General features: G+C 52.2%; 23 protein-coding genes. 13 read left to right on the plus strand and 10 right to left on the minus strand.

Annotated features, from left to right (window positions below; genetic code table 11):
• Window positions 1-982: 982 nt before the first annotated feature.
• Complete coding sequence (gene cspE / locus MES37_RS12570) at window positions 983-1195, plus strand: transcription antiterminator/RNA stability regulator CspE (protein WP_034499351.1); 213 nt, start codon at window positions 983-985, stop codon at window positions 1193-1195.
• 65 nt (window positions 1196-1260) lie between these two features.
• Here the strand turns inward: cspE and yiiM are convergent, their stop codons facing one another.
• Together yiiM and sodA are read right to left on the minus strand one after the other, a co-directional pair.
• A complete protein-coding gene (gene yiiM / locus MES37_RS12575) occupies window positions 1261-1935 on the minus strand; it encodes a 6-hydroxyaminopurine reductase (protein ID WP_064542630.1) in 675 nt (224 codons plus the stop codon).
• Window positions 1936-2013: 78 nt separating this feature from the next.
• The gene (gene sodA / locus MES37_RS12580) at window positions 2014-2634 is read right to left on the minus strand and encodes a superoxide dismutase [Mn] (RefSeq protein ID WP_034460735.1); all 621 of its coding nucleotides are present in this window, start codon (window positions 2632-2634) and stop codon (window positions 2014-2016) included.
• 274 nt (window positions 2635-2908) lie between these two features.
• Here sodA and MES37_RS12585 point away from each other — a divergent pair, with 274 nt between their 5' ends.
• Both MES37_RS12585 and rhaT read left to right on the plus strand, forming a co-directional pair.
• The gene (locus MES37_RS12585) at window positions 2909-4330 is read left to right on the plus strand and encodes an L-fucose/L-arabinose isomerase family protein (protein ID WP_133522124.1); all 1422 of its coding nucleotides are present in this window, start codon (window positions 2909-2911) and stop codon (window positions 4328-4330) included.
• A gap of 255 nt (window positions 4331-4585) precedes the next feature.
• Entirely contained in the window at window positions 4586-5620 is a 1035-nt protein-coding gene (gene rhaT / locus MES37_RS12590; RefSeq protein WP_237931564.1) for an L-rhamnose/proton symporter RhaT, read from the plus strand.
• On the opposite strand, the gene rhaR is transcribed toward rhaT, so the two are convergent.
• The gene (gene rhaR / locus MES37_RS12595) at window positions 5621-6469 is read right to left on the minus strand and encodes an HTH-type transcriptional activator RhaR (protein WP_064542641.1); all 849 of its coding nucleotides are present in this window, start codon (window positions 6467-6469) and stop codon (window positions 5621-5623) included. It lies immediately after the preceding gene.
• 158 nt (window positions 6470-6627) lie between these two features.
• On the minus strand, window positions 6628-7464 hold the full coding sequence (rhaS, locus tag MES37_RS12600; protein WP_064542800.1) for an HTH-type transcriptional activator RhaS: 837 nt from the start codon (window positions 7462-7464) through the stop codon (window positions 6628-6630).
• Between the two features lie 300 nt (window positions 7465-7764).
• Between rhaS (MES37_RS12600) and rhaB the strand changes: the two genes are divergently transcribed.
• The 9 genes from rhaB to rhaM all read left to right on the plus strand — a co-directional run bounded on the left by rhaB (window position 7765) and on the right by rhaM (window position 17756).
• Window positions 7765-9237 carry a rhamnulokinase gene (rhaB, locus tag MES37_RS12605; RefSeq protein WP_237931566.1) on the plus strand — a complete coding sequence of 491 codons (1473 nt, stop codon included), beginning with the start codon at window positions 7765-7767 and terminating at the stop codon, window positions 9235-9237.
• The gene (gene rhaA, locus MES37_RS12610) at window positions 9234-10493 is read left to right on the plus strand and encodes an L-rhamnose isomerase (RefSeq protein ID WP_064542646.1); all 1260 of its coding nucleotides are present in this window, start codon (window positions 9234-9236) and stop codon (window positions 10491-10493) included. Before rhaB ends, rhaA begins: the two co-directional genes overlap by 4 nt.
• A 123-nt stretch (window positions 10494-10616) precedes the next feature.
• Entirely contained in the window at window positions 10617-11441 is an 825-nt protein-coding gene (gene rhaD, locus MES37_RS12615; protein ID WP_064542649.1) for a rhamnulose-1-phosphate aldolase, read from the plus strand.
• Between the two features lie 88 nt (window positions 11442-11529).
• A complete protein-coding gene (gene rhaS, locus MES37_RS12620) occupies window positions 11530-12522 on the plus strand; it encodes a rhamnose ABC transporter substrate-binding protein (RefSeq protein ID WP_064542652.1) in 993 nt (330 codons plus the stop codon).
• Window positions 12523-12688: 166 nt separating this feature from the next.
• Window positions 12689-14200, plus strand: coding sequence for a sugar ABC transporter ATP-binding protein (locus MES37_RS12625; protein WP_064542655.1), 1512 nt, complete (start codon window positions 12689-12691; stop codon window positions 14198-14200).
• Complete coding sequence (locus MES37_RS12630) at window positions 14200-15207, plus strand: ABC transporter permease (protein ID WP_133522122.1); 1008 nt, start codon at window positions 14200-14202, stop codon at window positions 15205-15207. Before MES37_RS12625 ends, MES37_RS12630 begins: the two co-directional genes overlap by 1 nt.
• A complete protein-coding gene (locus MES37_RS12635) occupies window positions 15200-16204 on the plus strand; it encodes an ABC transporter permease (RefSeq protein ID WP_064542661.1) in 1005 nt (334 codons plus the stop codon). The genes MES37_RS12630 and MES37_RS12635 overlap by 8 nt, the downstream gene beginning before the upstream one ends.
• Window positions 16205-16296: 92 nt before the next feature.
• Window positions 16297-17445 carry a lactaldehyde reductase gene (gene fucO / locus MES37_RS12640; RefSeq protein WP_237931568.1) on the plus strand — a complete coding sequence of 383 codons (1149 nt, stop codon included), beginning with the start codon at window positions 16297-16299 and terminating at the stop codon, window positions 17443-17445.
• Window positions 17442-17756, plus strand: a complete 315-nt coding sequence (gene rhaM, locus MES37_RS12645) for an L-rhamnose mutarotase (protein ID WP_237931569.1) — start codon at window positions 17442-17444, stop codon at window positions 17754-17756. The genes fucO and rhaM overlap by 4 nt, the downstream gene beginning before the upstream one ends.
• A gap of 28 nt (window positions 17757-17784) precedes the next feature.
• On the opposite strand, the gene rhuM is transcribed toward rhaM, so the two are convergent.
• The 6 genes from rhuM to fdhD all read right to left on the minus strand — a co-directional run bounded on the left by rhuM (window position 17785) and on the right by fdhD (window position 22064).
• Window positions 17785-18786 (minus strand): RhuM family protein, encoded by a 1002-nt coding sequence (gene rhuM, locus MES37_RS12650; RefSeq protein ID WP_237931571.1) that lies wholly within the window; start codon window positions 18784-18786, stop codon window positions 17785-17787.
• 109 nt (window positions 18787-18895) lie between these two features.
• Window positions 18896-19345 carry a hypothetical protein gene (locus MES37_RS12655; RefSeq protein ID WP_064542673.1) on the minus strand — a complete coding sequence of 150 codons (450 nt, stop codon included), beginning with the start codon at window positions 19343-19345 and terminating at the stop codon, window positions 18896-18898.
• 22 nt (window positions 19346-19367) lie between these two features.
• Window positions 19368-19532, minus strand: coding sequence for an ash family protein (locus MES37_RS12660; RefSeq protein WP_232904837.1), 165 nt, complete (start codon window positions 19530-19532; stop codon window positions 19368-19370).
• A 136-nt stretch (window positions 19533-19668) separates the two neighbouring features.
• Window positions 19669-20634, minus strand: a complete 966-nt coding sequence (locus MES37_RS12665; RefSeq protein ID WP_237931573.1) for a chemotaxis protein — start codon at window positions 20632-20634, stop codon at window positions 19669-19671.
• 186 nt (window positions 20635-20820) lie between these two features.
• Window positions 20821-21120 (minus strand): acid resistance repetitive basic protein Asr, encoded by a 300-nt coding sequence (gene asr / locus MES37_RS12670; protein ID WP_064542679.1) that lies wholly within the window; start codon window positions 21118-21120, stop codon window positions 20821-20823.
• A gap of 119 nt (window positions 21121-21239) precedes the next feature.
• Window positions 21240-22064 carry a formate dehydrogenase accessory sulfurtransferase FdhD gene (fdhD, locus tag MES37_RS12675; protein WP_064542682.1) on the minus strand — a complete coding sequence of 275 codons (825 nt, stop codon included), beginning with the start codon at window positions 22062-22064 and terminating at the stop codon, window positions 21240-21242.
• Between the two features lie 160 nt (window positions 22065-22224).
• On the opposite strand from fdhD, the gene fdnG reads away from it, so the two are divergent.
• Complete coding sequence (fdnG, locus tag MES37_RS12680; RefSeq protein WP_133522112.1) at window positions 22225-25275, plus strand: formate dehydrogenase-N subunit alpha; 3051 nt, start codon at window positions 22225-22227, stop codon at window positions 25273-25275.
• Window positions 25276-25285: the final 10 nt, after the last annotated feature.

Below are 25285 nucleotides of genomic sequence, written 5' to 3' on the forward strand. Positions count from 1 at the left end.
CAGCCGTCGGGAACGGCTGGAGGGCGCGATCGTCTGGAACGAATCGCAACCGACCCTGACACGGAGGCAAAATGGAGGTTTACCGCTTGCGGCGATTTATTTGCCGGGAGTCAGGGTTCTTAGGGTGGCGACGGTGGCCACCCTAAGACGTTCACCGGTTCTGTGGCGACATAAGTACTCAATCGCCTGGTGAACGGAACCTTCTTCGGCTCGACAGGAACCGGCCCTCAAAGTTGTGACTAAGAGACAGCGCTTAATGGCGGGGGATGCTTCCCTCTTTTAGTCGTCCCATTCCTTCTAATTTCACGTCGCGTGTACAAATTTGTCATAAATATGACGCCGCCTGGCGCTGTTCATAAACTCATCATTAACTGTCAGTAATGAGAAATACAATATCCCAAAAGACCGCCCGTGAAGGGTTAAGCAACCCTGAGCTGTTTGAAGGCGGAGTATTCGTTACCAGGAATGGTGTTGCGGAACTCTTCGTCCAGACCGCAGCAGAACGCCAGCTCGAAGAGGCCGACCCACCCGATATCGGATAAACGCTACGCTGGCAGACAAAGGTGTCAGAATTCGTGAATGGCTGGGTGTGAAAAATGAGTATCGTTGTTTTTATGACCATAACAATCATGACGAAATCAGTATTTTACTCTACGCAAGCATGAAGGAAGATTTTGAATCGGCTTTGTATCACCATTCAGTTATTTACTGAATAGAGCGATGCTTCAGGCGCTCAGCCCAGAGGCGGCCTGAGCTCCAGCCCTGTGGACGGCTAAAATAAACCTTGTCATTCATCGTGGTTATATGAGTTAATGCATTCATCGGTTTGAAGCACAGAACCTTTAAGCAGTTTAGTAGCGCAGTCCTCAAAGAGTTATCATAGATACCCTTCGACGTGATCTACCTTCCTTTATCGCTTTAAAAAATCTGTAAAACATTCCAATTGCGCCGGAAGGCAAATTTAATTTAAAAGGTAATATCTATGTCTAACAAAATGACTGGTCTCGTAAAATGGTTCAACTCTGACAAAGGCTTCGGCTTCATCACTCCTGACGATGGCTCAAAAGACGTGTTCGTACACTTCTCTGCTATCCAGAACGATGGCTACAAGTCTCTGGACGAAGGCCAGAAAGTGTCTTTCACCATCGAAAGTGGTGCTAAAGGCCCAGCTGCTGGTAACGTAACTAGCCTGTAAGGTTAGCGTTAGCAAAGCTAAGAATTAAAAAAACCCGCCTCTGGCGGGTTTTTTGTTTCTGGAATTTACTTCCCAAACAACCGTCGTGAATTATCTTCAACCTTTCCAAAAAGACGTCGTTTCTGCATGGTACGCGTCCAGCTTGTCGATAGTCCGGCGGCGGACAGCAAGCGATGGAATTGTTCGTCATCAAATGGCATATGCCAGGCGATGGCGATAGCTTCAGCCACCGAAACATCACTTACTCGGGAAACCAGTTCCAGTGGATTTTCTGTCGATACATTGCCTGCCAGCACGACTTTATACAGCCAGCCGCAATAACCCGTTTCCTGCATCAGCGAAGACATATTGTTAATGCCAAAATGATAATTCAGCTTGTAGCACGGTGAGCGCGGTTGTGTGACCTGAATCAGTGCATCGCCCCAACGGAAAATATCGCCAATATAGACATCTTTTTCTGTCAGCCCCTCGGTCGATAAATTTTCACCATAGGCTGGGGCGGTAAACAGTTCAGCCTGTTCGGGGAATTCACGCGCCCACCAGGTGTAATGCTCGCGCGGATAATGGCACAACGCGCGATCTGGCCCACCATGAACAATTTTTTCAGCCTGTTGATCGCCTTCCAGACCCAACTCAGTGAGTTTCAGCTCACCATCGACCTGATATTTGGCGATCGCACTTGGCCTGCTGCCTGCATACTCACGAACTTTGCCAATATATACGTTTAGCGGATAGTGCATCGGATCCTCCCTGTGGCCAGACGACAGATATAAAAAAAGCGAGCCATCAGGCTCGCTTTTCATCAGTTGCTTTGCAACTTATTTTTTAGCAGCAAAACGTGCTGCTGCTTCGTCCCAGTTCACCACATCCCAGAATGCTTTGATGTAGTCAGGGCGACGGTTTTGGAACTTCAGATAGTAAGCATGCTCCCACACATCCAGACCCACGATTGGGAAGCCGGATACGCCAGAAACTGCTTCGCCCATCAGCGGGCTGTCCTGGTTTGCGGTGGAAACCACAGCCAGTTTGTCACCTTTCAGAACCAGCCACGCCCAGCCGGAGCCGAAACGAGTTGCCGCAGCTTTCTCAAATTCTGCTTTGAAATTATCAACGCTACCGAAGTCACGCTCGATGGCTGCTTTCAGGTCACCTTGCAGGGTGGTGCCAGTTTTCAGGCCTTTCCAGAAGAAGCTGTGGTTAGCGTGGCCACCTGCGTTGTTACGCAGAACGGTTTTCTTGTCAGCTGGCAGTTGATCCAGTTTAGCGATCAGCTCTTCAACTGGCAGGCTTGCGAACTCTGGCAGAGATTCCAGCGCTGCATTAGCGTTATTTACGTACGCCTGGTGGTGTTTGCTGTGATGGATTTCCATCGTTTGCTTGTCGAAATGCGGTTCCAGAGCGTCGTATGCGTAAGGCAGGGATGGCAGTGTATAACTCATGTTCATCATCTCCATTTATTATCGAACGGCGCACAAGCTGTTAACGCCGCGTAATCAGTTGGTTCATTATAGTTAATTAAATGATATTGAAAATGATTATCAATGCCGTACTTTTAGCAAGGTTATAACTTTTCGTCATGATGGAGAAAATGTGAGCACTGTCAGGCAGATAAATCGTTTTTTGCCATCAGCCACAGAAACTGGCATTGCCGCAAAGGTAGCGTTGGGTAAATAGGGTGATAGTCGGCGCTTCATTCTTGCCTGGAGCACTACTATGTCGCTTAACGTCGCCCTTTTCGGTATCGGCCTTGATACCTACTGGCCGCAATTTTCTGGCCTGGAACAGCGCCTTACAGGCTATCTGCAACAAATTGACCATCGTCTCGCCGGGCTTAACGCGACGGTGATTAATGGTGGCCTGATTGATAGCGTCGCCAAAGCTGACCGCTTTGCTACACAACTTCAAAGTCAACCGGTCGATGCCATCGTGCTGTATATCAGCACCTACGCGCTGAGTTCCACGGTGCTGCCGCTGGTGCAAAAGATCAACAAGCCGGTGATTATCCTCGCCCTGCAACCAGAACTGGGTTTGCCGTACGGGAAAATCCGCGAGATGGCCGATCGTGGCGAACGTACCGGCGAATGGCTGGCACACTGCCAGGCGTGCAGCGCACCGGAACTGGCAAACGTGTTTAATCGCGCGGGGATTCGTTACCAGCTGATCGTCGGGGCATTGCAGGGTGATGAATATGCCTGGCAGCAAACGGAACAATGGCTGCAAGCCCTCGAAGTACACAAACAGCTGGCGGCTTGCCAGGTGGGTGTGTTGGGGCATTATTACGACGGCATGGTCGACGTTTACAGCAACATGACCAACCTGAGCGCCAAACTCGGCGTGCGCTTCAAGCCGCTGGAAATGTGCGAGCTGGCCGAATACCGCGAGCTGGTCACGCAAACCGCCAGCAGGCAAAAATGGCAAGAAGTGGAAGCCTCGCTGCAAATCGATCCCGCCTGTGAAAAAAACGAATTAGAACGTGCCGTCCAGACCGCTTGCGCCATGGATCAACTGATAGAAAACAACCACCTTGGTGCGCTGGCGTATTACTACGAAGGGCGCAATGGCAACGCTTACGAGAACATCATTACCTCGATTATTCTCGGTAACACGTTACTGACTCAGCGTGGCATTCCCGTTGCCGGTGAGTATGAAATCAAAAATGTGCTGGCGATGAAAATCCAGCAATTGCTGGGCGCGGGTGGCTCGTTCTCTGAGCCGTATGGCATTGAATTCGCGGATGATGTGGTGCTGTGGGGGCACGATGGCCCAGCACATCCACTGATGGCCGAAGGCAATGTGCGGCTGGTGCCGCTGCCGGTTTATCACGGCAAGCCGGGTAAAGGCGTCTCTATTCAGATGACCGTTAAACCCGGCCCTGTTACGTTCCTGTCGATTGTTGAGGATGCACACAACGGCGTGTGTTTGCAGTATGCCGAAGGGGAGGCGGTGGCTGGCGAAGTGCTGGATATTGGCAATACCAACAGTCGCTATCGCTTCGCGCTTTCGGCGCGCGATTTCACCACGCAATGGTGTCTCGGTGGGCCAGCGCACCATTGTGCGATTGGTCTGGGGCATCAGGGGGCGGTTCTGGAAAAACTTGCCTGGTTGCTCGGCGTGCAAACCACAAAAATCTGTTAGTCCAAAAACGGTGGATGGCGCTTGCGCTTATCCACTGCTCACTTTCATTCGCAGCTAATCGACCCACAACTTGAAATATCATGGTTATAAAGAACTGTGACCCCCGTCAATCGCACCCCCTGAATTTTGCCATTTTTCTCTCCGCCACGGCAGCACATAGAAGGTTAGCAAGTTGCTCAATCCTTAGACTCAGTGGCAATGGGGTAGTCAGCTGTCACCCCTGAGTTTTTTAGTTAAAACAGAGGGATATGGATAATGAGTAATGCAATAACGATGGGGATAATCTGGCATCTCGTGGGCGCCGCGAGCGCTGCCTGTTTTTACGCCCCTTTTAAAAAAGTGCAGCGTTGGTCATGGGAAACAATGTGGGCGGTTGGCGGCTTCGTTTCCTGGATTATTTTGCCATGGACGGTGAGTTACGTTTTACTTCCTGATTTTTGGGCTTACTTCGGTTCGTTTAACGCTTCAACTTTGTTGCCAGTCTTCTTGTTTGGCGCAATGTGGGGCATTGGTAACATTAACTATGGCCTGACCATGCGCTACTTGGGCATGTCGATGGGCATCGGTATTGCGATTGGCATCACGCTGATTGTCGGCACCTTAATGACGCCAATAATTGCCGGAAAATTTGATGTGCTGATTGGCACACTTGGTGGACGCATGACGTTGCTGGGTGTTCTGGTTGCGCTGATCGGCGTGGCCATTGTCACCCGCGCAGGCCAACTCAAAGAACGCAAAATGGGCATCAAGGCTGAAGAGTTCAACCTGAAAAAAGGGCTGGTTCTGGCGGTGATGTGCGGCATTTTCTCAGCAGGTATGTCCTTTGCGATGGACGCCGCAAAACCGATGCACGAAGCGGCAGCAGCACTGGGCGTTGACCCGCTGTATGTGGCCTTGCCAAGTTACGTGGTGATTATGGGCGGCGGCGCACTTGTCAACCTTGGCTTCTGCTTCATTCGTCTGGCAAAAATGCAGAACTTGTCGATAAAAGCAGACTTCTCACTGGCAAAACCATTAATCATCAGCAACGTGTTGTTCGCGGCACTTGCCGGTTTGATGTGGTATCTGCAGTTCTTCTTCTACGCCTGGGGCCACGCTAAAATTCCTGCGCAGTACGACTACATGAGCTGGATGTTGCACATGAGCTTCTACGTGCTGTGCGGCGGGTTGGTTGGCTTGATTATGAAAGAGTGGAAATCGGCAGGAACTCGTCCTGTTGGTGTACTGAGCGTCGGTTGTGTGGTGATTATTATTGCTGCCAACATCGTCGGCCTCGGCATGGCAAATTAATTATGTTTCAATAGCATATCGTTGACGCCACAGCCGTGGCGTCAACCCCGTTTCCTTGGTAAAGACCACCGAAAAATAGTTACTGTCCTCAAAGCCACAGCGTGTGGCGATATCACCAATCAACAACTCACTATGACGCAATAAATCCTGTGCCTGGCAGATGCGTAACTGGCGTAAATACTGGCTGATGCTCATGCCGGTTTGCTGGCGAAAAATCTGCCGTAAATGGCGCTCTGCCACCTGATGTTGCTGGCAAAAATGCGCAAGCTCAAAGGACGAATCGAGACTTTTCCCCAACGCTGCCAGTAATAAATCGAACGTTTCGCTACTGTCTGGCCCAGTTGCATCCTGAGATTGATAGCGGTGGCGGCGCAACAAAATGCACAGTTGCAGGAACAGGCTCTCGGTCAGACACACCGACAGCGCGTCCATTTTCACGCTTTCGTGTTCCAGTTGGCCGATTAACTGCCGCGCTTGTGCCATGCCGTGGCTACTCAGCCGCCAGCGTGGATCTTTCCCGGCAGCCCGTGTGCTGTGCAACAAATCATTCCAGTCGACGTTGAGTTTGAGCCTTTCAGGGCAGTAGATGATGTTATGCAGCACTAAACCGTTAACCGATTCGTAGCTGTGGCGGTCTTCCGCGCGGATATAAAACAGGTCGCCGCAGGTGATGCGATACGGCCGGTCATTGAGGGTGTGCAAGCCGTTACCGCGCCAAACCAGCACCAGCTCGCAGAAATCGTGGGTATGTTCGGCAAAGACATTTTGCGGATAGCGATCCGCCACCGCCACGGGCTGCGTGGCAGAAACGAAGAAATCCGCTTTTTTGAGAACTAAATGATTTGCCACCGTAATGCCTCAAAAACCAAAACCTAAATGGTGGATGACGTTTCGCTTATCCACCCGACAAAACAAGCACCGTAGGTCGGATAAGCGCAGCGCCATCCGACAAACTAACAGGCAAGTATTGGCTTTTTTGGCTAAAAAAACGGTGATTGCCCTCGCGATTACTGAAGTTGCGTATCTCGGCCCTGGCGAATCTCACGCGGTGACCAGGAAAACTCACGCTTAAACAGCGTCGAAAAGTGGTTACTGTCGCCAAAACCGCATTGAAAAGCGATGTCTGTGACGCTTTCGTCGCCATGGCGCAACAAGTGACGCGCTTTCATCAAACGTAAACGGTTGAGATAGCGTTGGGGCGTCATACCCGTTCGCTGTTTTAGCTGGCGATGCAAAGTACGCAGGGAAAGCGTGAATTGTGAAGCCAGCGCTTCCCAGCAAATATCCTCAGCGAAGTGATCTTCAAGCCATGCCATCAGCAGATTTAACCGGCCTTCTGAACTTGCAGCACCTTCCACCATGCTGCCTTTGCGCAGCAATACCAGCAACTGCATAAACAGAATTTCACGGTTGGCGACAGAATGGGTATCCGACGCTTCACCAATTTGCTCAAACTGTTCAATCAGCCCGCGTACTTGCTGCAAAACGGGTTGATTCACGCGCCAGTGCGACGGGTAATGGCCGTCCTGCTCTTGCGGCAGCAACTTATCCAACCCGGACAAAAAGCAAAATGCGTCTGGCGCACGGTACAGAATATTGGTCAGGCACAGATTTTCGGTGTGCTCGTACAAATGGCGATCGTGATCGCGCACGAAACAGACGGAACCGCCGCTTAATGTGTACGGCTGGCCGTTAAAAACGTGGGTTCCAGTGCCGTGCTCAACAATGACGATTTCGCAAAAGTCATGATGGTGTTCCGGAAAGGCGGCCTGGGGTAAACGCGGCTCAATCGCCACAGACGAATGCCCAGATGGGAAAAAGTCAAAACCATGTAATACCGTCATCATTAACCCCAAACCGTTTTGCGATGAGCAGATAGTAGATAACGCTTCTCATCTGCACCTTAAGTTTTCGACGCGAAATCCGTTAAATCCTGCTCGTTTTTTAAGAAAGGTCGGGAATTATCAGGAAATGCGGAGAGTGTCACAGCCCGGTTTTATGGGTGATAAACACGAATCTGTGACATGACTCACGTTCATCTTTGCTTCTTTGCCAGCGGCGGATTAGCGCTGTCAGTAACGAGAAGGTGGTCAACAGCGTTACTTTTTAGAGTGGGGTCAATTAATTTAGCAAGGACCCCCAAAATGACTCTACGCCATAGCGTTGCGGTAGACCTGGGCGCATCAAGCGGCCGTGTCATGCTGGCGCGCTTTGAACGTGATACCCGCAGCATTTGTCTGCGAGAAATTCATCGTTTCACCAACTGTTTAAAACAGGTCGACGGTTCCACTGTGTGGGATGTGGACGCGCTGGAAATGGAAATCCGCACTGGCCTGCAAAAAGCCTGCGATGAAGGTATCGCCATCGACAGTATCGGCATTGACACCTGGGGTGTTGATTACGTGCTGATTGACCGCGACGGTAATCGAGTTGGGCAGCCTGTTTCTTATCGCGACAGCCGCACCGACGGCGTGATGGACGAAGCTTTCAACCAGTTAGGTCGCGAAGAAATCTATCGTCGTACCGGTATTCAGTTCCTGCCTTTCAACACGCTTTACCAGTTCCGAGCTTTAGCGCAGCAACAGCCAGAACTGTTCGATAAAGTCGAACACGCACTGCTGATCCCTGACTATTTCTGCTACCGCCTGACGGGCGCGTTGAACTGGGAATACACCAACGCCACAACCACGCAGCTGGTCAATATCAATAGCGATAACTGGGATGAAACCCTGCTCGAGTGGGCGGGCGTACCAGGCAAATGGTTCGGCACGCCGACCCATCCGGGCAACGTTATCGGTCAGTGGATTTGCCGCGAAGGGAACAAAATCCCGGTAGTTTCAGTCGCGACGCACGACACCGCCAGTGCGGTCATCGGCGCACCGCTGAAAGATAAAAACGCCGCCTACCTTTCTTCTGGCACCTGGTCGTTGATGGGCTTTGAGAGCAAAACGCCGTATGCCAATAGCGCAGCATTGGCCGCCAACATCACCAACGAAGGTGGTGCGGAAGGGCGTTATCGGGTGCTGAAAAACATTATGGGCCTATGGTTGTTACAGCGCGTCACGAGAGAGTTGGAGATCACGGATCTGGGCGATCTTATCGATCGCACCCGTAAAACTCCGGCCTGCCACTTTGTGATCAACCCGAACGACGATCGTTTTATTAACCCTGAAAGCATGAGCCGTGAAATTCAGGCGGCATGTCGCGAAAGCAACCAGCCGGTTCCATTCACAGACAACGAGCTTGCACGCTGCATTTTCGACAGCCTGGCGCTGTTGTACGCCAAAACTTTGGCAGAACTGGCCAGCGTTCGTGGCCATGAGTTTAGCTGCCTGAATATTGTCGGCGGCGGTAGCCAGAACGAATTACTGAACCAGCTATGCGCTGACGCCTGCGGGATTCCGGTATTCGCCGGCCCGATTGAGGCCTCAACGCTCGGCAATATCGGCTGCCAGTTAATGGCGCTGGATGAAATCACTGACGTTGACGATTTCCGCAAAATCGTCGCCGCCAGCTATGAATTGAAATCTTTTACCCCACAAACAGATAGCGAAATTGCCCGGTATATCGCGCAGTTCCCGCTGAGCAATCAAAAACAAAAGGAGTTTTGCGCATGACCACACCTCTTGATCAAGCCTGGGAACTGGCGAAACAGCGTTTTGCTGCTGTCGGTGTTGATGTTGAATCTGCTCTGCAACAGCTCGACCGCTTGCCGGTTTCTATGCACTGCTGGCAGGGCGATGACGTTGCCGGGTTTGAAAACCCAGAAGGCGCGCTGAGCGGCGGGATTCAAGCCACCGGTAACTATCCGGGTAAAGCGCGCAACGCGACTGAATTACGCTCCGATCTGGATCGTGCATTAAGCCTGATCCCTGGCCCAAAACGCCTGAACCTGCACGCCATTTATCTGGAATCTGAGCAGCCAGTTTCACGCGACAAAATCAAACCAGAACACTTCAAAAACTGGGTTGAGTGGGCGAAAACCAACAAGTTAGGGCTGGATTTCAACCCGTCTTGTTTCTCGCACCCGTTAAGCGCCGATGGTTTTACGTTGTCCCACGCTAACGATGAAATTCGTCAGTTCTGGATTGACCACGTTAAAGCCAGCCGCAAAGTTTCTGCTTACTTCGGCGAGCAGTTAGGTACGCCGTCAGTAATGAACATCTGGATCCCGGATGGCATGAAAGACATCACTGTTGATCGCCTGGCTCCGCGCCAGCGTCTGGTCGCGGCACTGGATGAAGCGATGAGCGAAAAACTCAACCCGCAACATCACATCGATGCGGTAGAAAGCAAGCTGTTCGGTATTGGTGCCGAAAGCTACACCGTGGGTTCCAACGAGTTCTACTTCGGTTATGCCACCAGCCGCCAGACCGCGCTGTGCCTGGATGCCGGTCACTTCCATCCGACTGAAGTTATCTCCGATAAAATCTCCAGCGCCATGCTGTATGTACCGCGCCTGCTGCTGCACGTGAGCCGCCCGGTGCGTTGGGACAGCGACCACGTGGTACTGCTGGATGACGAAACTCAAGCTATCGCCAGCGAAATCATCCGCCACGACCTGTTCGACCGCGTACACATCGGGCTGGATTTCTTCGATGCCTCCATTAACCGCATTGCGGCGTGGGTTATCGGTACTCGCAACATGAAAAAAGCACTACTGCGTGCGTTGCTGGAGCCAACTGAAACTCTGCGCCAGCTTGAGCGTGATGGTGATTACACCGCGCGTTTGGCCTTGCTGGAAGAGCAAAAATCACTGCCATGGGCAGCGGTTTGGGAAATGTATTGCCAGCGTAATGACACGCCGGTTGATGCCCAGTGGCTGAAAACTGTGCGTACTTACGAGCAGGACGTGTTGAGCAAACGCGGTTAACCACCCTCATCCCGACCTTCTCCCTGAGGGAGAAGGAGAAAACATGATTAATTCCCTCTCCCTTGGGAGAGGGCCAGGTTGAGGGGAAAAAGCCCTCACCAATACCAAAGGAACCACAAGACTATGCAGAACATCCTCAAAGCCTGGTTTGTAGAAGGCATGATCAAAGCAACAAGTGATGCCTGGCTGAAAGGCTGGGATGAGCGCAATGGCGGCAACATCACCATGCGTCTGGATGAAGCGGACATCACGCCATTCCAGGCTGATTTCCACGCCGCACCTCGTTACATCGCCTTAAGCCAGCCGATGCCTGAACTGGCGAATACGCCGTTTATCGTCACTGGCTCTGGCAAATTCTTCCGCAACGTACAACTGGATCCAGCGGCAAATATTGGCGTGGTGAAAGTGGACAACCGCGGAACTGGCTACCACATTTTGTGGGGGCTGGAAAACGAAGCGGTGCCAACGTCTGAACTGGCGGCACACTTCCAGTCACACAGCGTACGCATCAAAACCACTGGCGGTAAAGATCGCGTGATCATGCACTGTCATGCCACCAACCTGATTGCCCTGACCTACGTGCTGGAAAACACCACCGAAGTCATCACTCGCAAATTGTGGGAAGGCAGCACCGAATGTCTGGTGGTGTTCCCGGACGGCGTTGGCATTCTGCCGTGGATGGTGCCAGGCACCGATGAAATTGGAAATGCGACAGCTGACGAGATGGCAAAACACTCGCTGGTTCTGTGGCCGTTCCACGGGGTATTCGGTAGCGGCCCAACGCTTGATGAAGCGTTTGGTCTTATTGATACCGCTGAGAAGTCTGCTGAAGTGTTGGTAAAAGTTATTTCGATGGGTGGCATGAAACAAACCATCTCTCGCGATGAACTTATCGCGCTCGGTAAGCGTTTTGGCGTCACCCCATTAGCAAGCGCTTTAGAGTTGTAAACAGCAATACTGGGGCGGGTGAGCTGATGCCATCCGCCTTAAAAAAATAAAAATACCTGCAAACCCTACAAACATCGGAGTACAAGCAATGAAAACTAAAGCAATATTAGGTTGTACGCTTACCGTTGTCGCACTAGCACTCTCTGGTTCTGCCCTTGCTGAAGTGAAAATCGCGCTGGTGGCGAAATCGCTTGGTAATGGTTTCTTTGAAGCAGCAAACGTCGGGGCGCAGGAAGCCGCCAAAGAGTTGGGGGACGTTAAAGTTATTTATACCGGCCCAACCACCACCACAGCTGAAGCACAAATTGAAGTTCTCAACGGCTTGATCGCTCAAGGTGTTGATGCCATTGCTATTTCTGCTAATGACCCAGACGCGCTGGTTCCGGTGCTGAAAAAGGCCATGCAGCGTGGCATTAAAGTCGTTTCATGGGATTCCGGTGTGGCAAAAGATGGCCGCCAGATTCACCTGAACCCTTCTAATAACGCATTGATTGGCGAAACCAACGTCAAACTGGCCGCAGATGCGTTAAAAGCGATGAACGTCGAAAAAGGTGATGTCGCGATACTGAGCGCCACGCCGACCTCAACTAACCAGAATATCTGGATTGAAGAGATGAAAAAGGTACTGCCGAAGTACCCGTCTATCAATCTGGTCACCGTGGCCTATGGCGACGATCTTTCCGATAAAAGCTACCGTGAAACTGTCGGCCTGCTGAAATCTTATCCTGATTTAAAAGTGATCGTTTCGCCGTCTTCCGTCGGAATTGTTGCCGCAGCACAAGCGGTGAAAGACCAGGGCAAAATCGGCAAAGTCTACGTGACCGGCCTTGGCTTGCCGTCTGAAATGGCGGGTGCCGTGAAATCAGGTGCCTCGAAAAGTTTTGCCATCTGGAACCCAATCGATCTCGGCTACGCCGCCACTTACCTGGCAGACGATTTAGTCAAAGGTACGGCGACGAAAGAGGAAGCTAGCATGGGTAAATTGGGCAAAGTGAAGCTGGATGCGGATGGCAACGGCGCGATGGCTGAGCCGTTTGTTTACGATGCCAGCAACATCGATAAATTCTCCAAAATCTTCTGATTTAGGTTTTAGAAGCCACCCTCACCCTAACCCTCTCCCTGAGGGCGAGGGGACCGACCAAGGTTTTCTCCCTCTTACTGAGGGAGAGGGGACAGATCGGTGTTCTCCCTCTCCTGGGGGGAGAGGGCCGGGGTGAGGGCAACCAGAATCAACGGAGAACTTAACCATGGCACTCACGACACCACTGCTATCCCTCAAGGGGATCACCAAAGTCTTCCCCGGCGTTCGCGCGCTCGAAAATGTCCACCTCGATTTGTGGCCGGGAAAGGTTACGGCGCTCATCGGGGAAAACGGTGCCGGTAAATCCACCCTGGTGAAAGTCATGACCGGGATTTACCAGCCAGAAGAAGGCGAACTGTTATATAAAGCGATCCCTATTACGCTGCCAAACCCAGAAGCGGCGCATAAAGTCGGTATCACAGCCATTCACCAGGAAACGGTGCTGTTTGATGAACTGACCGTCACTGAAAACATTTTTGTCGGCCACTATATTTATCGCGGTTTCTTCAAAAAACTCGACTGGCCCGCGATGCACCAACAGGCTGAAGAAATCCTTACCCGTCTTGAAGTCCAGATTAACCCTCGCGCTACTCTCAAAACTCTCAGTATTGCTCAACGTCATATGGTGGCGATTGCGCGCGCATTGTCGTTTGAGGCACAGGTTGTCATTCTGGATGAACCGACCGCCGCGCTGTCGCAGCATGAAATTGTCGAGTTTTATCAAATCGTTGAGCGCCTGAAACGCGAAGGCAAAGCGATTCTGTTTATCTCGCACAAATTCGACGAGATTTTTGCCATTGCCGATCACTACACCATTCTGCGCGACGGGGTGTATATCAGTTCCGGGCAAATCAATGAGATAACCGAAGAGCGCATGGTCACCATGATGGTTGGGCGTGAAATCACTCACGCTTTCCCGAAAGTGCACTGCGAACTTGGCGATGTGGTGCTGGAGGTCAACGATCTCTGCCATCCAACTGAATTTGCCCATATCAATTTCCAGTTACGCAAAGGGGAAATCCTCGGTTTCTACGGCTTAGTGGGTGCCGGGCGGACCGAACTGATGCAGGCATTATCAGGCGTGTCGCGGCCATCGCATGGTGAAATCTTGCTGAACGGTCAGCCGATGCAATTCCGCCAGCCTGCGGATGCCATCAAAGCCGGGATTGTCTGTGTGCCGGAAGAGCGCCAGAAGCAGGGCGCCATCATTGAACTGCCTATCTACCAAAACATCAGCTTGCCACAACTGAGCCGCCTCAACCCGCGTGGTGTACTCAACGATGCGCGAGAATGGGCGCTGGCCGATGAATACGCCAAACGCTTGCAGGTCAAAGCTTTTAGCTGGAAACAACCGGTTGAAACGCTATCCGGCGGTAATCAGCAAAAAGTGGTAATCGGTAAATGGCTGGCGACTCAGCCAGAGGTGATCATTCTCGATGAGCCGACTAAAGGCATCGATATCGGCTCCAAAGCTGCGGTGCATCAGTTTATGTCTGAGCTGGTGGGTCACGGCCTGGCGGTGATTATGGTGTCGTCCGAATTGCCGGAAGTGATGGGCATGGCCGACCGCATTATCGTGATGCATGAAGGGCTAATGGTTGCCGAATATCGCGCAGGTGAAGCCAGTGCGGAAATGATCGTCAGCGCCGCCAGCGGCTCGCATGAGGAGGCAGCATAATGTGGCAAACCCTGCTCAAACATCGTGAATTTCTCCTCGCGGGCGTCATCCTGTTGATGGTACTGGGTATTGGCAGCCGTGCGCCGTCGTTCCTCGCACCTGGCAACCTGGTGGAGATGTTCAACGACACCTCGATTCTTATCATTCTCGCCCTCGGCCAGATGATGGTGTTGCTCACCAAAGGTATTGATTTGTCGATGGCGGCAAACCTGGCGCTTACCGGCATGATTGTCGCGTTACTCAACTTCCACTATCCGCAAATTCCCGTCTGGGCGCTGCTTTCGCTGGCAACCGTTCTGGGCTTGCTGATGGGCGTAATCAACGGTTTGTTGGTCTGGAAGCTCGGTATTCCGGCGATTGTCGTCACGCTTGGCACCATGAGTATTTATCGCGGCATTATTTTCCTGCTTTCGAATGGTGGCTGGATAAACGCCCACCAGATGAGTAGCGATTTCCTCGGGTTGCCGCGTGCGGTGATTTTGGGAATGCCGTTGCTGAGTTGGTGTGCGGTCGCAGCATTGTTGTTGGTCGGCTATTTTTTGCGTTACAGCCGCACTGGCCGGGCGATGTATACCGCAGGCGGCAACGCTACCGCCGCGTATTACACCGGTATCAACGCCGGAAAAATGCAGTTCATCAGTTTCAGCCTTTCGGGCGCGCTGGCAGGTTTCTGCGGCTATTTGTGGATTTCTCGTTTTGCTGTGGCGTATGTCGACGTGGCGAACGGTTTTGAACTGCAAATCGTAGCGGCCTGTGTGATTGGCGGGATCAGCACCATGGGCGGTATCGGGCGCGTGCTCGGTTGCTTACTGGGCGCTCTGTTCCTTGGTGTTATCAACAACGCGCTGCCGGTGATTGGCGTCTCGCCGTTCTGGCAAATGGCGATTTCAGGCGCGGTGATTGTGATTGCGGTGTTACTCAACGAACGCGGCAATAAACGCAAAGGACGGCTGATTTTGCGCGACGCAGTGCTTGCGCGGCAAGCTCCGGGAGTGAGTCATGAATAAAACGCTGATCTCTGAATCTGTGCCATCGCAGGCGGTGTCCGCATCACTATTACGTCGCTTGCTGTGCTGGGAGACATTTTTGCTGACGGTGACGCTGGCTGTATTTATCGCCAACGCGCTGGCTTCGCCATATTTCCTCAACATCTGGAACCTGTCGGACGCCACTTTCAACTTCACGGAAAAGGCGATCATCGTGCTGCCGATGGCGATGCTGATTATTGCCCGTGAAATTGACCTGTCGGTAGCGTCGACTATTGCGCTTAGCTCGACGGCAATGGGCTTCTGTGCGCAGGCGGGAGTCGATACCACAGGGCTGGTGTGTATCGGGCTGGGCGTCGGTTTGCTGTGCGGTTTGTTCAACGGCCTGCTGGTTACGCGGTTCAACCTTTCGTCGATTGTTATCACCATCGGCACCATGAGTTTGTACCGCGGTATCACCTACATATTGCTGGGTGATCAGGCGCTAAATAAGTACCCGGAAAGTTTTGCATGGTTTGGTCAGGGCTACGTCTGGGGGGCGCTGTCGTTTGAATTTGCCTTGTTCATAGTGCTGGCGGCGGTGTTCGCTTTCTTGCTGCACAAAACCAACTTTGGCCGCCGGACTTACGCCATCGGCAATAACCCGACGGGTGCGTGGTATTCCGGTATCAACGTGAAACGCCACAACCTGATGCTGTTCGTGCTGGTTGGTGTGATGGCGGGGCTGGCGTCAGTGTTGTTGACCTCACGCCTCGGGAGCACGCGCCCGACCATCGCAATAGGTTGGGAGTTAAGCGTGGTCACCATGGCGGTGCTCGGCGGCGTCAATATTCTGGGCGGTTCGGGGAGCATGGCGGGGGTGATTATCGCCGCATTCCTGATGGGGCTGGTGACGTTCGGCCTGAGCCTGTTGAATGTGCCAGGTATCGTGATGTCGATTATTGTCGGCTCGATGCTGATAGTGGTGATTTCACTGCCCATTATTACCCGGCGTTTTTTAGGGCGTCGGCGAGTTTGATTTTTTCCCGCTCTGGTTTCCCCCCTCTCCTGGGGGAGAGGGCCGGGGTGAGGATATGGATTTTTAAAACATCAATATTATGGAGAATAGCTATGAGCTTTATGTTGGCCTTACCAAAAATCAGCCTTCACGGCGCGGGCGCTATCGGCGATATGGTGAAATTGATTGCCGCTAAACCCTGGGGCAAAGCGTTAATCATCACCGACGGGCAACTGGTGAAAATGGGCTTGCTCGAAAGCCTGTTTAGCGCGCTCGACGAACATCAGCTTTCTTACGAACTGTTCGATGAAGTGTTCCCGAACCCGACTGAAGAACTGGTGCAAAAAGGCTTTGCGGCGTATCAGGCCGCAGGTTGCGATTACCTGATTGCCTTCGGTGGCGGCAGCCCGATTGATACCGCTAAAGCGGTGAAAATCCTGACCGCAAACCCAGGCCCATCAACCGCGTATTCCGGCGTGGGCAAAGTGACTAATCCTGGCGTACCGCTAGTGGCGATTAACACCACTGCGGGAACTGCGGCAGAGATGACCAGCAATGCGGTAATTATCGATTCCGTGCGCCATGTAAAAGAAGTCATTATCGACACTAACCTGATTCCGGACATCGCCGTCGATGACGCCAGCGTCATGCTGAATATCCCGGCGAGCGTCACTGCCGCAACGGGTATGGATGCGTTGACTCACGCCATCGAAGCTTACGTTTCTGTCGCCGCTCATCCGCTCACCGACGCCAATGCGCTGGAGGCTATCCGCCTGATTAGCCAGTGGTTGCCAAAAGCGGTCGACGAGGGACAAAACCTTGAAGCGCGTGAAATGATGGCTTACGGCCAATATCTGGCGGGTATGGCGTTTAACAGTGCCGGTCTTGGCCTGGTACATGCGCTAGCACACCAACCGGGTGCGACGCACAACCTGCCACACGGCGTGTGTAACGCAATTTTGTTGCCGGTAATCGAAGCCTTTAACCGCCCGAAAGCAGTGGCACGTTTTGCGAAAGTCGCCGCAGCAATGGGCGTGAATACTCAGGATATGGAAGAAGAAGAAGCCAGCTTTGAGGCTATTCTGGCGATTCGTGCGCTTTCCACACGTGTCGGCATCCCATCTGGCTTTAGCCAGCTTGGTATTCAAACCACAGACATCGAAGGCTGGCTGGACAACGCTCTTGCTGATCCATGCGCGCCATGCAATCCACGCGTTGCCACGCGTGAGGAAGTCCGCGAGCTGTACCTGGAGGCGTTATGATCCGCAAAGCTTTTGTTATGCAGGTGAATCCCGATGCCCATGAAGAATATCAGCGTCGCCATACGCCGATTTGGCCTGAGCTGGAAGCGGTACTTAAACAGCACGGTGCTCATCACTACGCTATCTATCTTGATGCTGAACGCCATCTACTTTTTGCCACGGTAGAAATTGAGTCTGAAGCCCGCTGGAACGCGGTTGCCCAAACCGAAGTTTGCCAACGCTGGTGGAAGCACATGAGCGAGATTATGCCGAGCAATGCCGACAACAGCCCGGTGAGTGCGGAGCTTAAAGAAGTGTTTTATTTAGAGTAGGGTTTTTCATCGTAAAACGAGGGCCATGTTAGTGGCCCTTTTTTAGGTTCAGGCGTTTTTCGAGCTGTTCTAACTGTTCCAACTCAATGCGGTCGGCTTCACGCGCATCAGCTATTTTTCTGGATTTATCGAATGATTCATAACGCTCATTTACCACGGATTTCATCTGTTCACGGCTAACAGAACCACGGTGATTCAAAAGTGGTTGTTCATTAAAAGCCATAAAGTTGTCGATAAATTTACGCCAGTCTGCGAGCTTCAGGTGTTGTTTTTGTTTGGCGCGGAACTCTGCGAATTCTAAAAACATCGAGGCCAGACGATTCAGGCTATCGAGTTCGTCTTCATTAAGGTAATTTTTGGCGATCACCACATCCGCTTTGCGCACACGTGAGCCTTTAAAACTCAGCAAATTCATATTGGATTTCGTTGCATCTGCACGCTGTACCACCAGTTCGGCGGCGGTATAACCGGTGACCGCGAAAAACAGTTTGTTTTGCACTTCGGCAAACAGCAGGCCAGTGTCTTTTTCGTTGGCGTGATAGTCTTCGGAAAGGGTAAATAGATCGCGAATTTTTTGATAAAAGCGCAGCTCTGAAGAGCGTATTTCGCGGATGCGCTCCAGCAATTCGTCAAAGTAATCCCACTTAGGATCTTTAAGGCGTTCGTCATCCATAGCGAAGCCTTTAAGCATATATTCGCCAAGTGTACGGGTTGCCCATTGGCGGAACTGAGTGCCGCGTGTAGAGCGGACCCGGTAGCCCACCGCGATTATCATTGGCAGAGAATAAAGTAATGTCAGATACTCTTTTCCATCTGTTCCAGTTGTAAACTTACGGTTTACAACTGCCTCCTCAGCCAGCTCCCCATCTGTGATCACGCCTTTTACGTGCTTGCCAATATTCTGCTTACTGGTCTGGTAAAGCTCGCCCATTTCTAGTTGCGTAAGCCATACCTGGCCCCCCAATTCACGCAAAATAAACTGGGATTCGCCGTCTTCAGAGGTGTAGAGGATCAGATCGTTATCAGACATTATTTCCATCCTTGAGTTATAGCGTGACGTGTCGATGATACAGGACGAACTGAGTCACGCTGAACCAAAAGAAGAAGAACCCAGCCCTTTCTGAACCGGGTTCGCAGATTTACATCGTTATTGCCGTGCGGACGAAACGCGGCGTTCGTAACTCATCGGCAAAGTGGCCCGTGAGTTCAAACAACAGTCCGGTCAGCGCTTTTTCTTCCATGGCAGAAAAATTGTGGCTATTGAGGATGTTTGCCAACGTCAGGCAGTAGCGGCAAAGATCGTCGGGGTCAGGTTCAAAAGTGGGGACCTGTGCCGGAATGCTATCCACGGTGAAACTTTCAATCAGATGCTCTGGGATGTCGTCATTCAGCGTTGAATAAAGCAGTTCGAGGCATTCCGCGAGGCGGTAGCAAAGGACGCGTCTTTCCCCCGGTTTTGCGCTTGCAATCAGCGAGTCGGCGAAGCGTTCGCAATAGTCTGCCAGCACGGTGAAATCGGTGTCTGCGTTGAAAGAAAGATTAAGCGGCGAGTGGTCTAAAGTATGAGTTTGGGTTGGGGTAGTAGCCATAGTGGCAGCCTCCTGTAACGGGTTATATTCCCACCACCTGAGAGGCTAATCTCTGGGTGGTGAGCTGAACGAGGTTAGCCTTACCGGTGTTACAGGAAACCGGCGCATCTTTCGACGCCCCCATCCAGCCCACCATAATTAGGGTGTAGCCGAACGCACGGTATAAAAAAAGACGCTGGCGCGTCATATACCGCCTGTAACTATAATCGAGAGGCTAATCCCGGCACCTGATTTTGCAGGTACGGCGCAACGATACTGCGATTGATTATTGCCAGCAAGCGGTTTGCGTGCGGAAAGTTATGCTCTGCGGCATTGCTCGCAAACTAAACCACCGCCCCTTCCAGCGCTTTATTAATCACCTGTGAAAGCTCTTTCACATCGAACTTTGCCACATAGCCGTTCGCGCCCACTTTGCGCACGTGGTCTTCGTTGGCGCTGCCGGATAAAGACGAGTGAATCACCACCGGAATGTGCTTTAACGTGATATCTGTTTTGATGTTTCGCGTCAGGGTAAAACCATCCATTTCCGGCATTTCAATATCGGTTAACACCATGCCAATGCGGTCGGTGATGGGCTGGCCTGCGGTTTTAGCTTCTGCGGCGATAACCTTGATTTTCTCCCACGCTTCAAGCCCCGTGGAATGCATCATTGCCGGAATGCCCATGCCTTTCAGCCCTTGCTCAAGCATCAGGCGTGCGACTTTGGAATCTTCGGCAACAATCGCCACGGCACCGGGTTTTAACGGATTGGTATTGCCTTCGATTGCCGCCATATCGACTTTGCGCCCGGAAGGGATGATGTCGTAGAGGATCTGTTCAACATCGAGCACCAGCGCCAGTTCGCCTTTGTGCTCGTCGCTATCCAGTGAGGCAATGCTGGTGATGTTACGGCTGCTCACGCCTGATTCGGCAGCGTGAACCTGGCTCCAGTCGAGGCGGATAATATTTTCCACCGACTCTACTGCAAACGCCTGCGTGCTGCGGGCATATTCGGTTATCAGTAACAGATTCAGCCCGGTTTTTGGTGTGCAGCCTGTAACGGCTGGCAGGTCGATAACCGGGATAAACTGGTCGCGAATATTTGCCATGCCCAACAGCGGCGACATCATTCCCGCTGCACGGTTAATTTTTGGCATCGGTACAATTTCACGCAGCTTAAAAACATTAATGCCATACAACTCAGATTTCCCACCGTGCTGGCCATCGCCTAAGCGGAAAAGTAACAGCTCAAATTTATTGGATAACGCCAGGTTAGCTCTTTCATCGATATCTTTTTGAAAACTATCCATTTAAACCTCTGTTCGATAACCTGGCGGAAAATCGCCCTGGCGCCTGTAGAAGTTATCGGCAGATTGCGGGAAAAATGGAGTGCGATTACGAGTGAATGATGGACGGCGTAATCGCTTCCCCCCTAACAAAGAAAAAAACACCCGGCAAGCCGAGTGTTTTTAGAGAAGAGGGATTGTGTGGCTGACTTATGCAGCAGGTTTAACCGCTGGTTTTGCCGCTGGCGCTACTGTGGTTGCCGCTTTTTTGTGGTGCTTTTTGGCAGCCTGAGCTTTCTGTGGAGCGGCTGGTGTTGCTGTGTGAGTGGCTTTTTTGTGGTGTTTTTTAGCTGCTTGCGCTTTCTGCGCTACCGGTGCTGCTTTGTGGTGTTTTTTGTGGTGCACAGTAGTGTGTTTTGCCGGAGCAGGTGCTGCGGTGGTATCAGCCGCGAAAGCAACAGAAGACAGACCCATTACAGCGACAGCAATCAGAGTTAATACTTTTTTCATTTTGATAGTCTCGTATTTGTTTATGTGCGGCCGGTTGGCCCGTTGAAATAACTCTATTCCAATAAACAAATACCTTCCGTGAGTGATTGGTGTCGGTAAGTAACGGAATGTACAACTCCTTAACGCAGCCGCTGCGGATGGGTATAAACCGTGGCGCGGCCTGGTTTACTAAAGCCGACCAGCGTCAAATTGCAATGATGGGCAACTTCCACCGCAAGCGTGGTGGCGGCAGAAACAGCAAACAAAATCTCGACGCCGCACTGGGCCGATTTTTGCACCATTTCATAGCTGGCACGGCTGGAGACTAACACTGCGCCAGTGTTCCAGCTTTCGCGGGCTCGCACCCCAAGCAGTTTATCCAGCGCCACATGGCGGCCAATATCTTCTTTGCCATCCAGAATCGTGCCGTTCTCATTAAGCCAAAGTGCGGCATGCGTACAACCGGTGAGTTGCCCAACGGGTTGGTAGTCGCGCATCTGGTTTAACGCCGCGTCCAGTTTATTCAAATCAAAAGTTTGTGTGAAGGGTAATGGAGACAGCGGGCGGCCAATATCATTGAGCTGTTCAACGCCACAGACGCCACAACCGGTGCGCCCGGCAAGAGAGCGACGGCGTTCTTTTAACCCCATGAAACGGCGGCTGGAAAGCTCTATTTGTACCTCCAGACCATTGCACACCGCGATAACATCCATTCCGTAAATATCGGCAGGGGATTCTATAATTCCTTCTGATAAGGAAAAACCTAACGCAAAGAGTTCCAAATCTTTGGGGGATGCCATCATTACGACATGCGAAATACCGTTGTAGACCAGTGCTACCGGGATTTCTTCAGCCAGCCAGTCGCCTTTGGCTTGCTGTAAATCGTGGCGTTGCCACAAATCTATCGTCCGTGCGCCAGTGATGGCGTTCACAATTTTGCTTTGATTCGGGTTGGGATTGTTCACTTTGTCTTAACCTGATTGGAACAGCCTTAAAACTAATGTGGTATTCTTGAAACACTATCCCTTCCGGATGAAGGGCTATTGCCAGTTTGAACCTTTGCGGCTTAAACCGCAAAAATTACACTTATAAGTCATGTGAAAAATGTCGAAAAAAGGAGCATCCATGCAGGTCAGCAGACGACAGTTCTTTAAGATCTGTGCTGGCGGTATGGCAGGGACTACGGCAGCGGCACTGGGCTTTGCCCCAGGTGTTGCACTTGCGGAAACACGGCAATATAAACTGCTGCGTACACGTGAAACCCGTAACACCTGCACATATTGTTCCGTCGGTTGTGGGCTATTGATGTACAGCCTCGGTGACGGCGCGAAAAATGCCAAAGCATCCATCTTCCATATTGAAGGCGACCCGGACCATCCGGTAAACCGCGGTGCACTCTGCCCGAAAGGTGCAGGTCTGGTGGATTTCATCCACAGTGAAAGCCGTCTAAAATTCCCTTCTTACCGCGCACCAGGCTCGGATAAGTGGGAACAAATCAGCTGGGAAACGGCATTTGACCGTATCGCCAAACTGATGAAAGCAGACCGCGACGCCAACTTTATTGCGCAGAACGCCCAGGGAACCACGGTCAACCGTTGGCTCTCCACCGGCATGTTGTGCGCATCAGCGTCCAGTAACGAAACCGGTTATTTAACCCAGAAATTTTCCCGCGCCCTCGGCATGTTAGCCGTGGATAACCAGGCGCGTGTCTGACACGGACCAACGGTAGCAAGTCTTGCTCCAACATTTGGTCGCGGTGCGATGACCAACCACTGGGTTGATATTAAGAACGCCGATCTCGTGATTGTGATGGGTGGAAACGCGGCAGAAGCGCATCCAGTTGGGTTCCGCTGGGCGATGGAAGCCAAAATCCACAACGGCGCGAAGCTGATCGTTATCGATCCGCGCTTTACGCGTACCGCTTCGGTGGCGGATTTCTACACCCCGATTCGCTCCGGCTCAGACATCGCTTTCTTGTCTGGCGTACTGCTGTACCTGATCAACAACAATAAATTTAACCGCGAGTACGTCGAGGCTTACACCAACGCCAATCTGATTGTGCGTGAGGATTACAGCTTCGAAGACGGCCTGTTCTCAGGCTACGACGCGGCAAACCGTAAATACGATAAAACCACCTGGAACTATGAGCTGGACGAAAAAGGCTTCGCCAAACGCGACCTGACGCTGACTCATCCACGTTGTGTGTGGAACCTGCTCAAAGAGCACGTTTCTCGTTACACGCCAGATGTGGTTTCCAATATTTGCGGTACCCCGAAAGATGATTTCCTGAAAGTATGTGAATACATCGCAGAAACCAGCGCCAGGAATAAAACGGCGTCGTTCTTGTATGCACTGGGCTGGACGCAACACTCCGTGGGCGCGCAGAACATTCGTACTATGGCGATGATTCAGTTGCTGCTTGGCAACATGGGGATGGCGGGCGGCGGCGTGAACGCACTGCGCGGGCACTCCAACATTCAGGGTCTGACGGATCTCGGCCTGTTGTCACAAAGCCTGCCAGGCTACATGACGCTGCCGAACGAGAAACAGCCTGACATCCAGACTTATCTTGCCGCCAACACGCCGAAACCGCTGCTGGAAGGCCAGGTCAACTACTGGGGCAACTACCCGAAATTCTTCGTTTCGATGATGAAAGCCTTCTTTGGTGACAAAGCCACAGCAGAAAACAGCTGGGGTTATGACTGGTTGCCGAAATGGGACAAGGGCTACGACGTCCTGCAATATTTCGAGATGATGAACCAGGGCAAGGTGAACGGTTACCTGTGCCAGGGCTTTAACCCTGTTGCTTCGTTCCCGAACAAAAACAAAGTCATTGCGTCACTGTCGAAGCTGAAATTCCTCGTGACCATCGACCCGCTGAACACCGAAACCTCGAACTTCTGGCAGAACCACGGCGAGATGAACGACGTTGATCCGTCGAAAATCCAGACCGAAGTGTTCCGCTTGCCATCCACCTGCTTTGCCGAAGAAAACGGTTCTATCGTTAACTCCGGACGCTGGTTGCAGTGGCACTGGAAAGGTGCGGACGCCCCAGGGGAAGCGCTGAACGACGGCGAAATCCTCGCGGGTATCTTTAGCCGTTTGCGCCACATGTACCAGAGCGAAGGCGGTGCGCTGCCTGAGCAAGTGCTGAACATGAGCTGGAACTACCAGACTCCTGACAACCCAGCACCGGAAGAAGTGGCGATGGAAAGCAACGGTAAAGCGTTGCAGGACGTGGTCGACCCGGCAACTGGTGCGGTTCTGGTGAAAAAAGGCCAGCAACTCAGCTCGTTTGCACAACTGCGCGATGACGGCACCACTTCCAGTGGCTGCTGGATCTTCGCCGGTAGCTGGACGCCAGACGGCAACCAGATGGCACGCCGCGATAACGCGGACCCATCAGGTTTGGGTAACACGCTAGGCTGGGCCTGGGCGTGGCCGCTTAACCGTCGCATTCTGTATAACCGTGCTTCCGCCGATCCTGCAGGTAAACCGTGGGACGAAAAACGCCGCCTGATTTCCTGGGATGGCGCGAAGTGGAGCGGCGCAGATATTGCCGACTACAGCACTGCCGCACCGGGTACTGACGTTGGGCCGTTCATCATGCAGCCGGAAGGTTTAGGGCGCTTGTTTGCTATCGACAAGATGGCAGAAGGGCCGTTCCCGGAACACTACGAGCCGTTTGAAACGCCACTTGGCACCAACCCGCTGCACCCGAACGTGGTTTCTAACCCGGCGGCGCGCGTGTTCAAAGGTGACCTGGAAGCGATGGGCAAGCATGACAAGTTCCCGTATGTCGGCACCACGTATCGTCTGACTGAGCATTTCCACTACTGGACCAAACACGCGGTACTGAACGCCATCGCGCAGCCAGAGCAGTTTATCGAGATTGGCGAGAAGCTCGCGAATTCACTCGGTATCGCGCACGGCGACACGGTGAAAGTCTCCTCCAACCGTGGCTTTATCAAAGCCAAAGCGGTGGTGACCAAGCGTATTCGCCAGCTAGATGTGAATGGTCAGAAAGTGGACACCATCGGTATTCCGATTCACTGGGGTTATGAAGGTGTGGCGAAGAAAGGCTTTATCGCTAATACCCTGACGCCATTTGTCGGTGATGCCAACACGCAAACGCCTGAATTTAAAGCGTTCCTGGTCAATGTGGAAAAGGTGTAACGGAGACGAA

The organism is Buttiauxella sp. S19-1 (assembly GCF_022134725.1).
GTDB classification, from domain to species: Bacteria; Pseudomonadota; Gammaproteobacteria; order Enterobacterales; family Enterobacteriaceae; genus Buttiauxella; species Buttiauxella ferragutiae.

Bases quoted from the DNA above. Each gene is read 5' to 3' on its own strand.
- rhuM (WP_237931571.1), bottom strand. From the start codon at position 18,786: ATGTCTGATAACGATCTGATCCTCTACACCTCTGAAGACGGCGAATCC.
- MES37_RS12585 (WP_133522124.1), top strand. From the start codon at position 2,909: ATGTCGCTTAACGTCGCCCTTTTCGGTATCGGCCTTGATACCTACTGG.
- rhaS (WP_064542800.1), bottom strand. From the start codon at position 7,464: ATGACGGTATTACATGGTTTTGACTTTTTCCCATCTGGGCATTCGTCT.
- yiiM (WP_064542630.1), bottom strand. From the start codon at position 1,935: ATGCACTATCCGCTAAACGTATATATTGGCAAAGTTCGTGAGTATGCA.
- MES37_RS12660 (WP_232904837.1), bottom strand. From the start codon at position 19,532: ATGACGCGCCAGCGTCTTTTTTTATACCGTGCGTTCGGCTACACCCTA.
- rhaS (WP_064542652.1), top strand. From the start codon at position 11,530: ATGAAAACTAAAGCAATATTAGGTTGTACGCTTACCGTTGTCGCACTA.
- fucO (WP_237931568.1), top strand. From the start codon at position 16,297: ATGAGCTTTATGTTGGCCTTACCAAAAATCAGCCTTCACGGCGCGGGC.
- rhaA (WP_064542646.1), top strand. From the start codon at position 9,234: ATGACCACACCTCTTGATCAAGCCTGGGAACTGGCGAAACAGCGTTTT.
- asr (WP_064542679.1), bottom strand. From the start codon at position 21,120: ATGAAAAAAGTATTAACTCTGATTGCTGTCGCTGTAATGGGTCTGTCT.
- rhaD (WP_064542649.1), top strand. From the start codon at position 10,617: ATGCAGAACATCCTCAAAGCCTGGTTTGTAGAAGGCATGATCAAAGCA.
- MES37_RS12635 (WP_064542661.1), top strand. From the start codon at position 15,200: ATGAATAAAACGCTGATCTCTGAATCTGTGCCATCGCAGGCGGTGTCC.
- MES37_RS12655 (WP_064542673.1), bottom strand. From the start codon at position 19,345: ATGGCTACTACCCCAACCCAAACTCATACTTTAGACCACTCGCCGCTT.
- sodA (WP_034460735.1), bottom strand. From the start codon at position 2,634: ATGAGTTATACACTGCCATCCCTGCCTTACGCATACGACGCTCTGGAA.
- cspE (WP_034499351.1), top strand. From the start codon at position 983: ATGTCTAACAAAATGACTGGTCTCGTAAAATGGTTCAACTCTGACAAA.
- MES37_RS12630 (WP_133522122.1), top strand. From the start codon at position 14,200: ATGTGGCAAACCCTGCTCAAACATCGTGAATTTCTCCTCGCGGGCGTC.
- rhaT (WP_237931564.1), top strand. From the start codon at position 4,586: ATGAGTAATGCAATAACGATGGGGATAATCTGGCATCTCGTGGGCGCC.
- rhaB (WP_237931566.1), top strand. From the start codon at position 7,765: ATGACTCTACGCCATAGCGTTGCGGTAGACCTGGGCGCATCAAGCGGC.
- MES37_RS12665 (WP_237931573.1), bottom strand. From the start codon at position 20,634: ATGGATAGTTTTCAAAAAGATATCGATGAAAGAGCTAACCTGGCGTTA.
- MES37_RS12625 (WP_064542655.1), top strand. From the start codon at position 12,689: ATGGCACTCACGACACCACTGCTATCCCTCAAGGGGATCACCAAAGTC.
- rhaM (WP_237931569.1), top strand. From the start codon at position 17,442: ATGATCCGCAAAGCTTTTGTTATGCAGGTGAATCCCGATGCCCATGAA.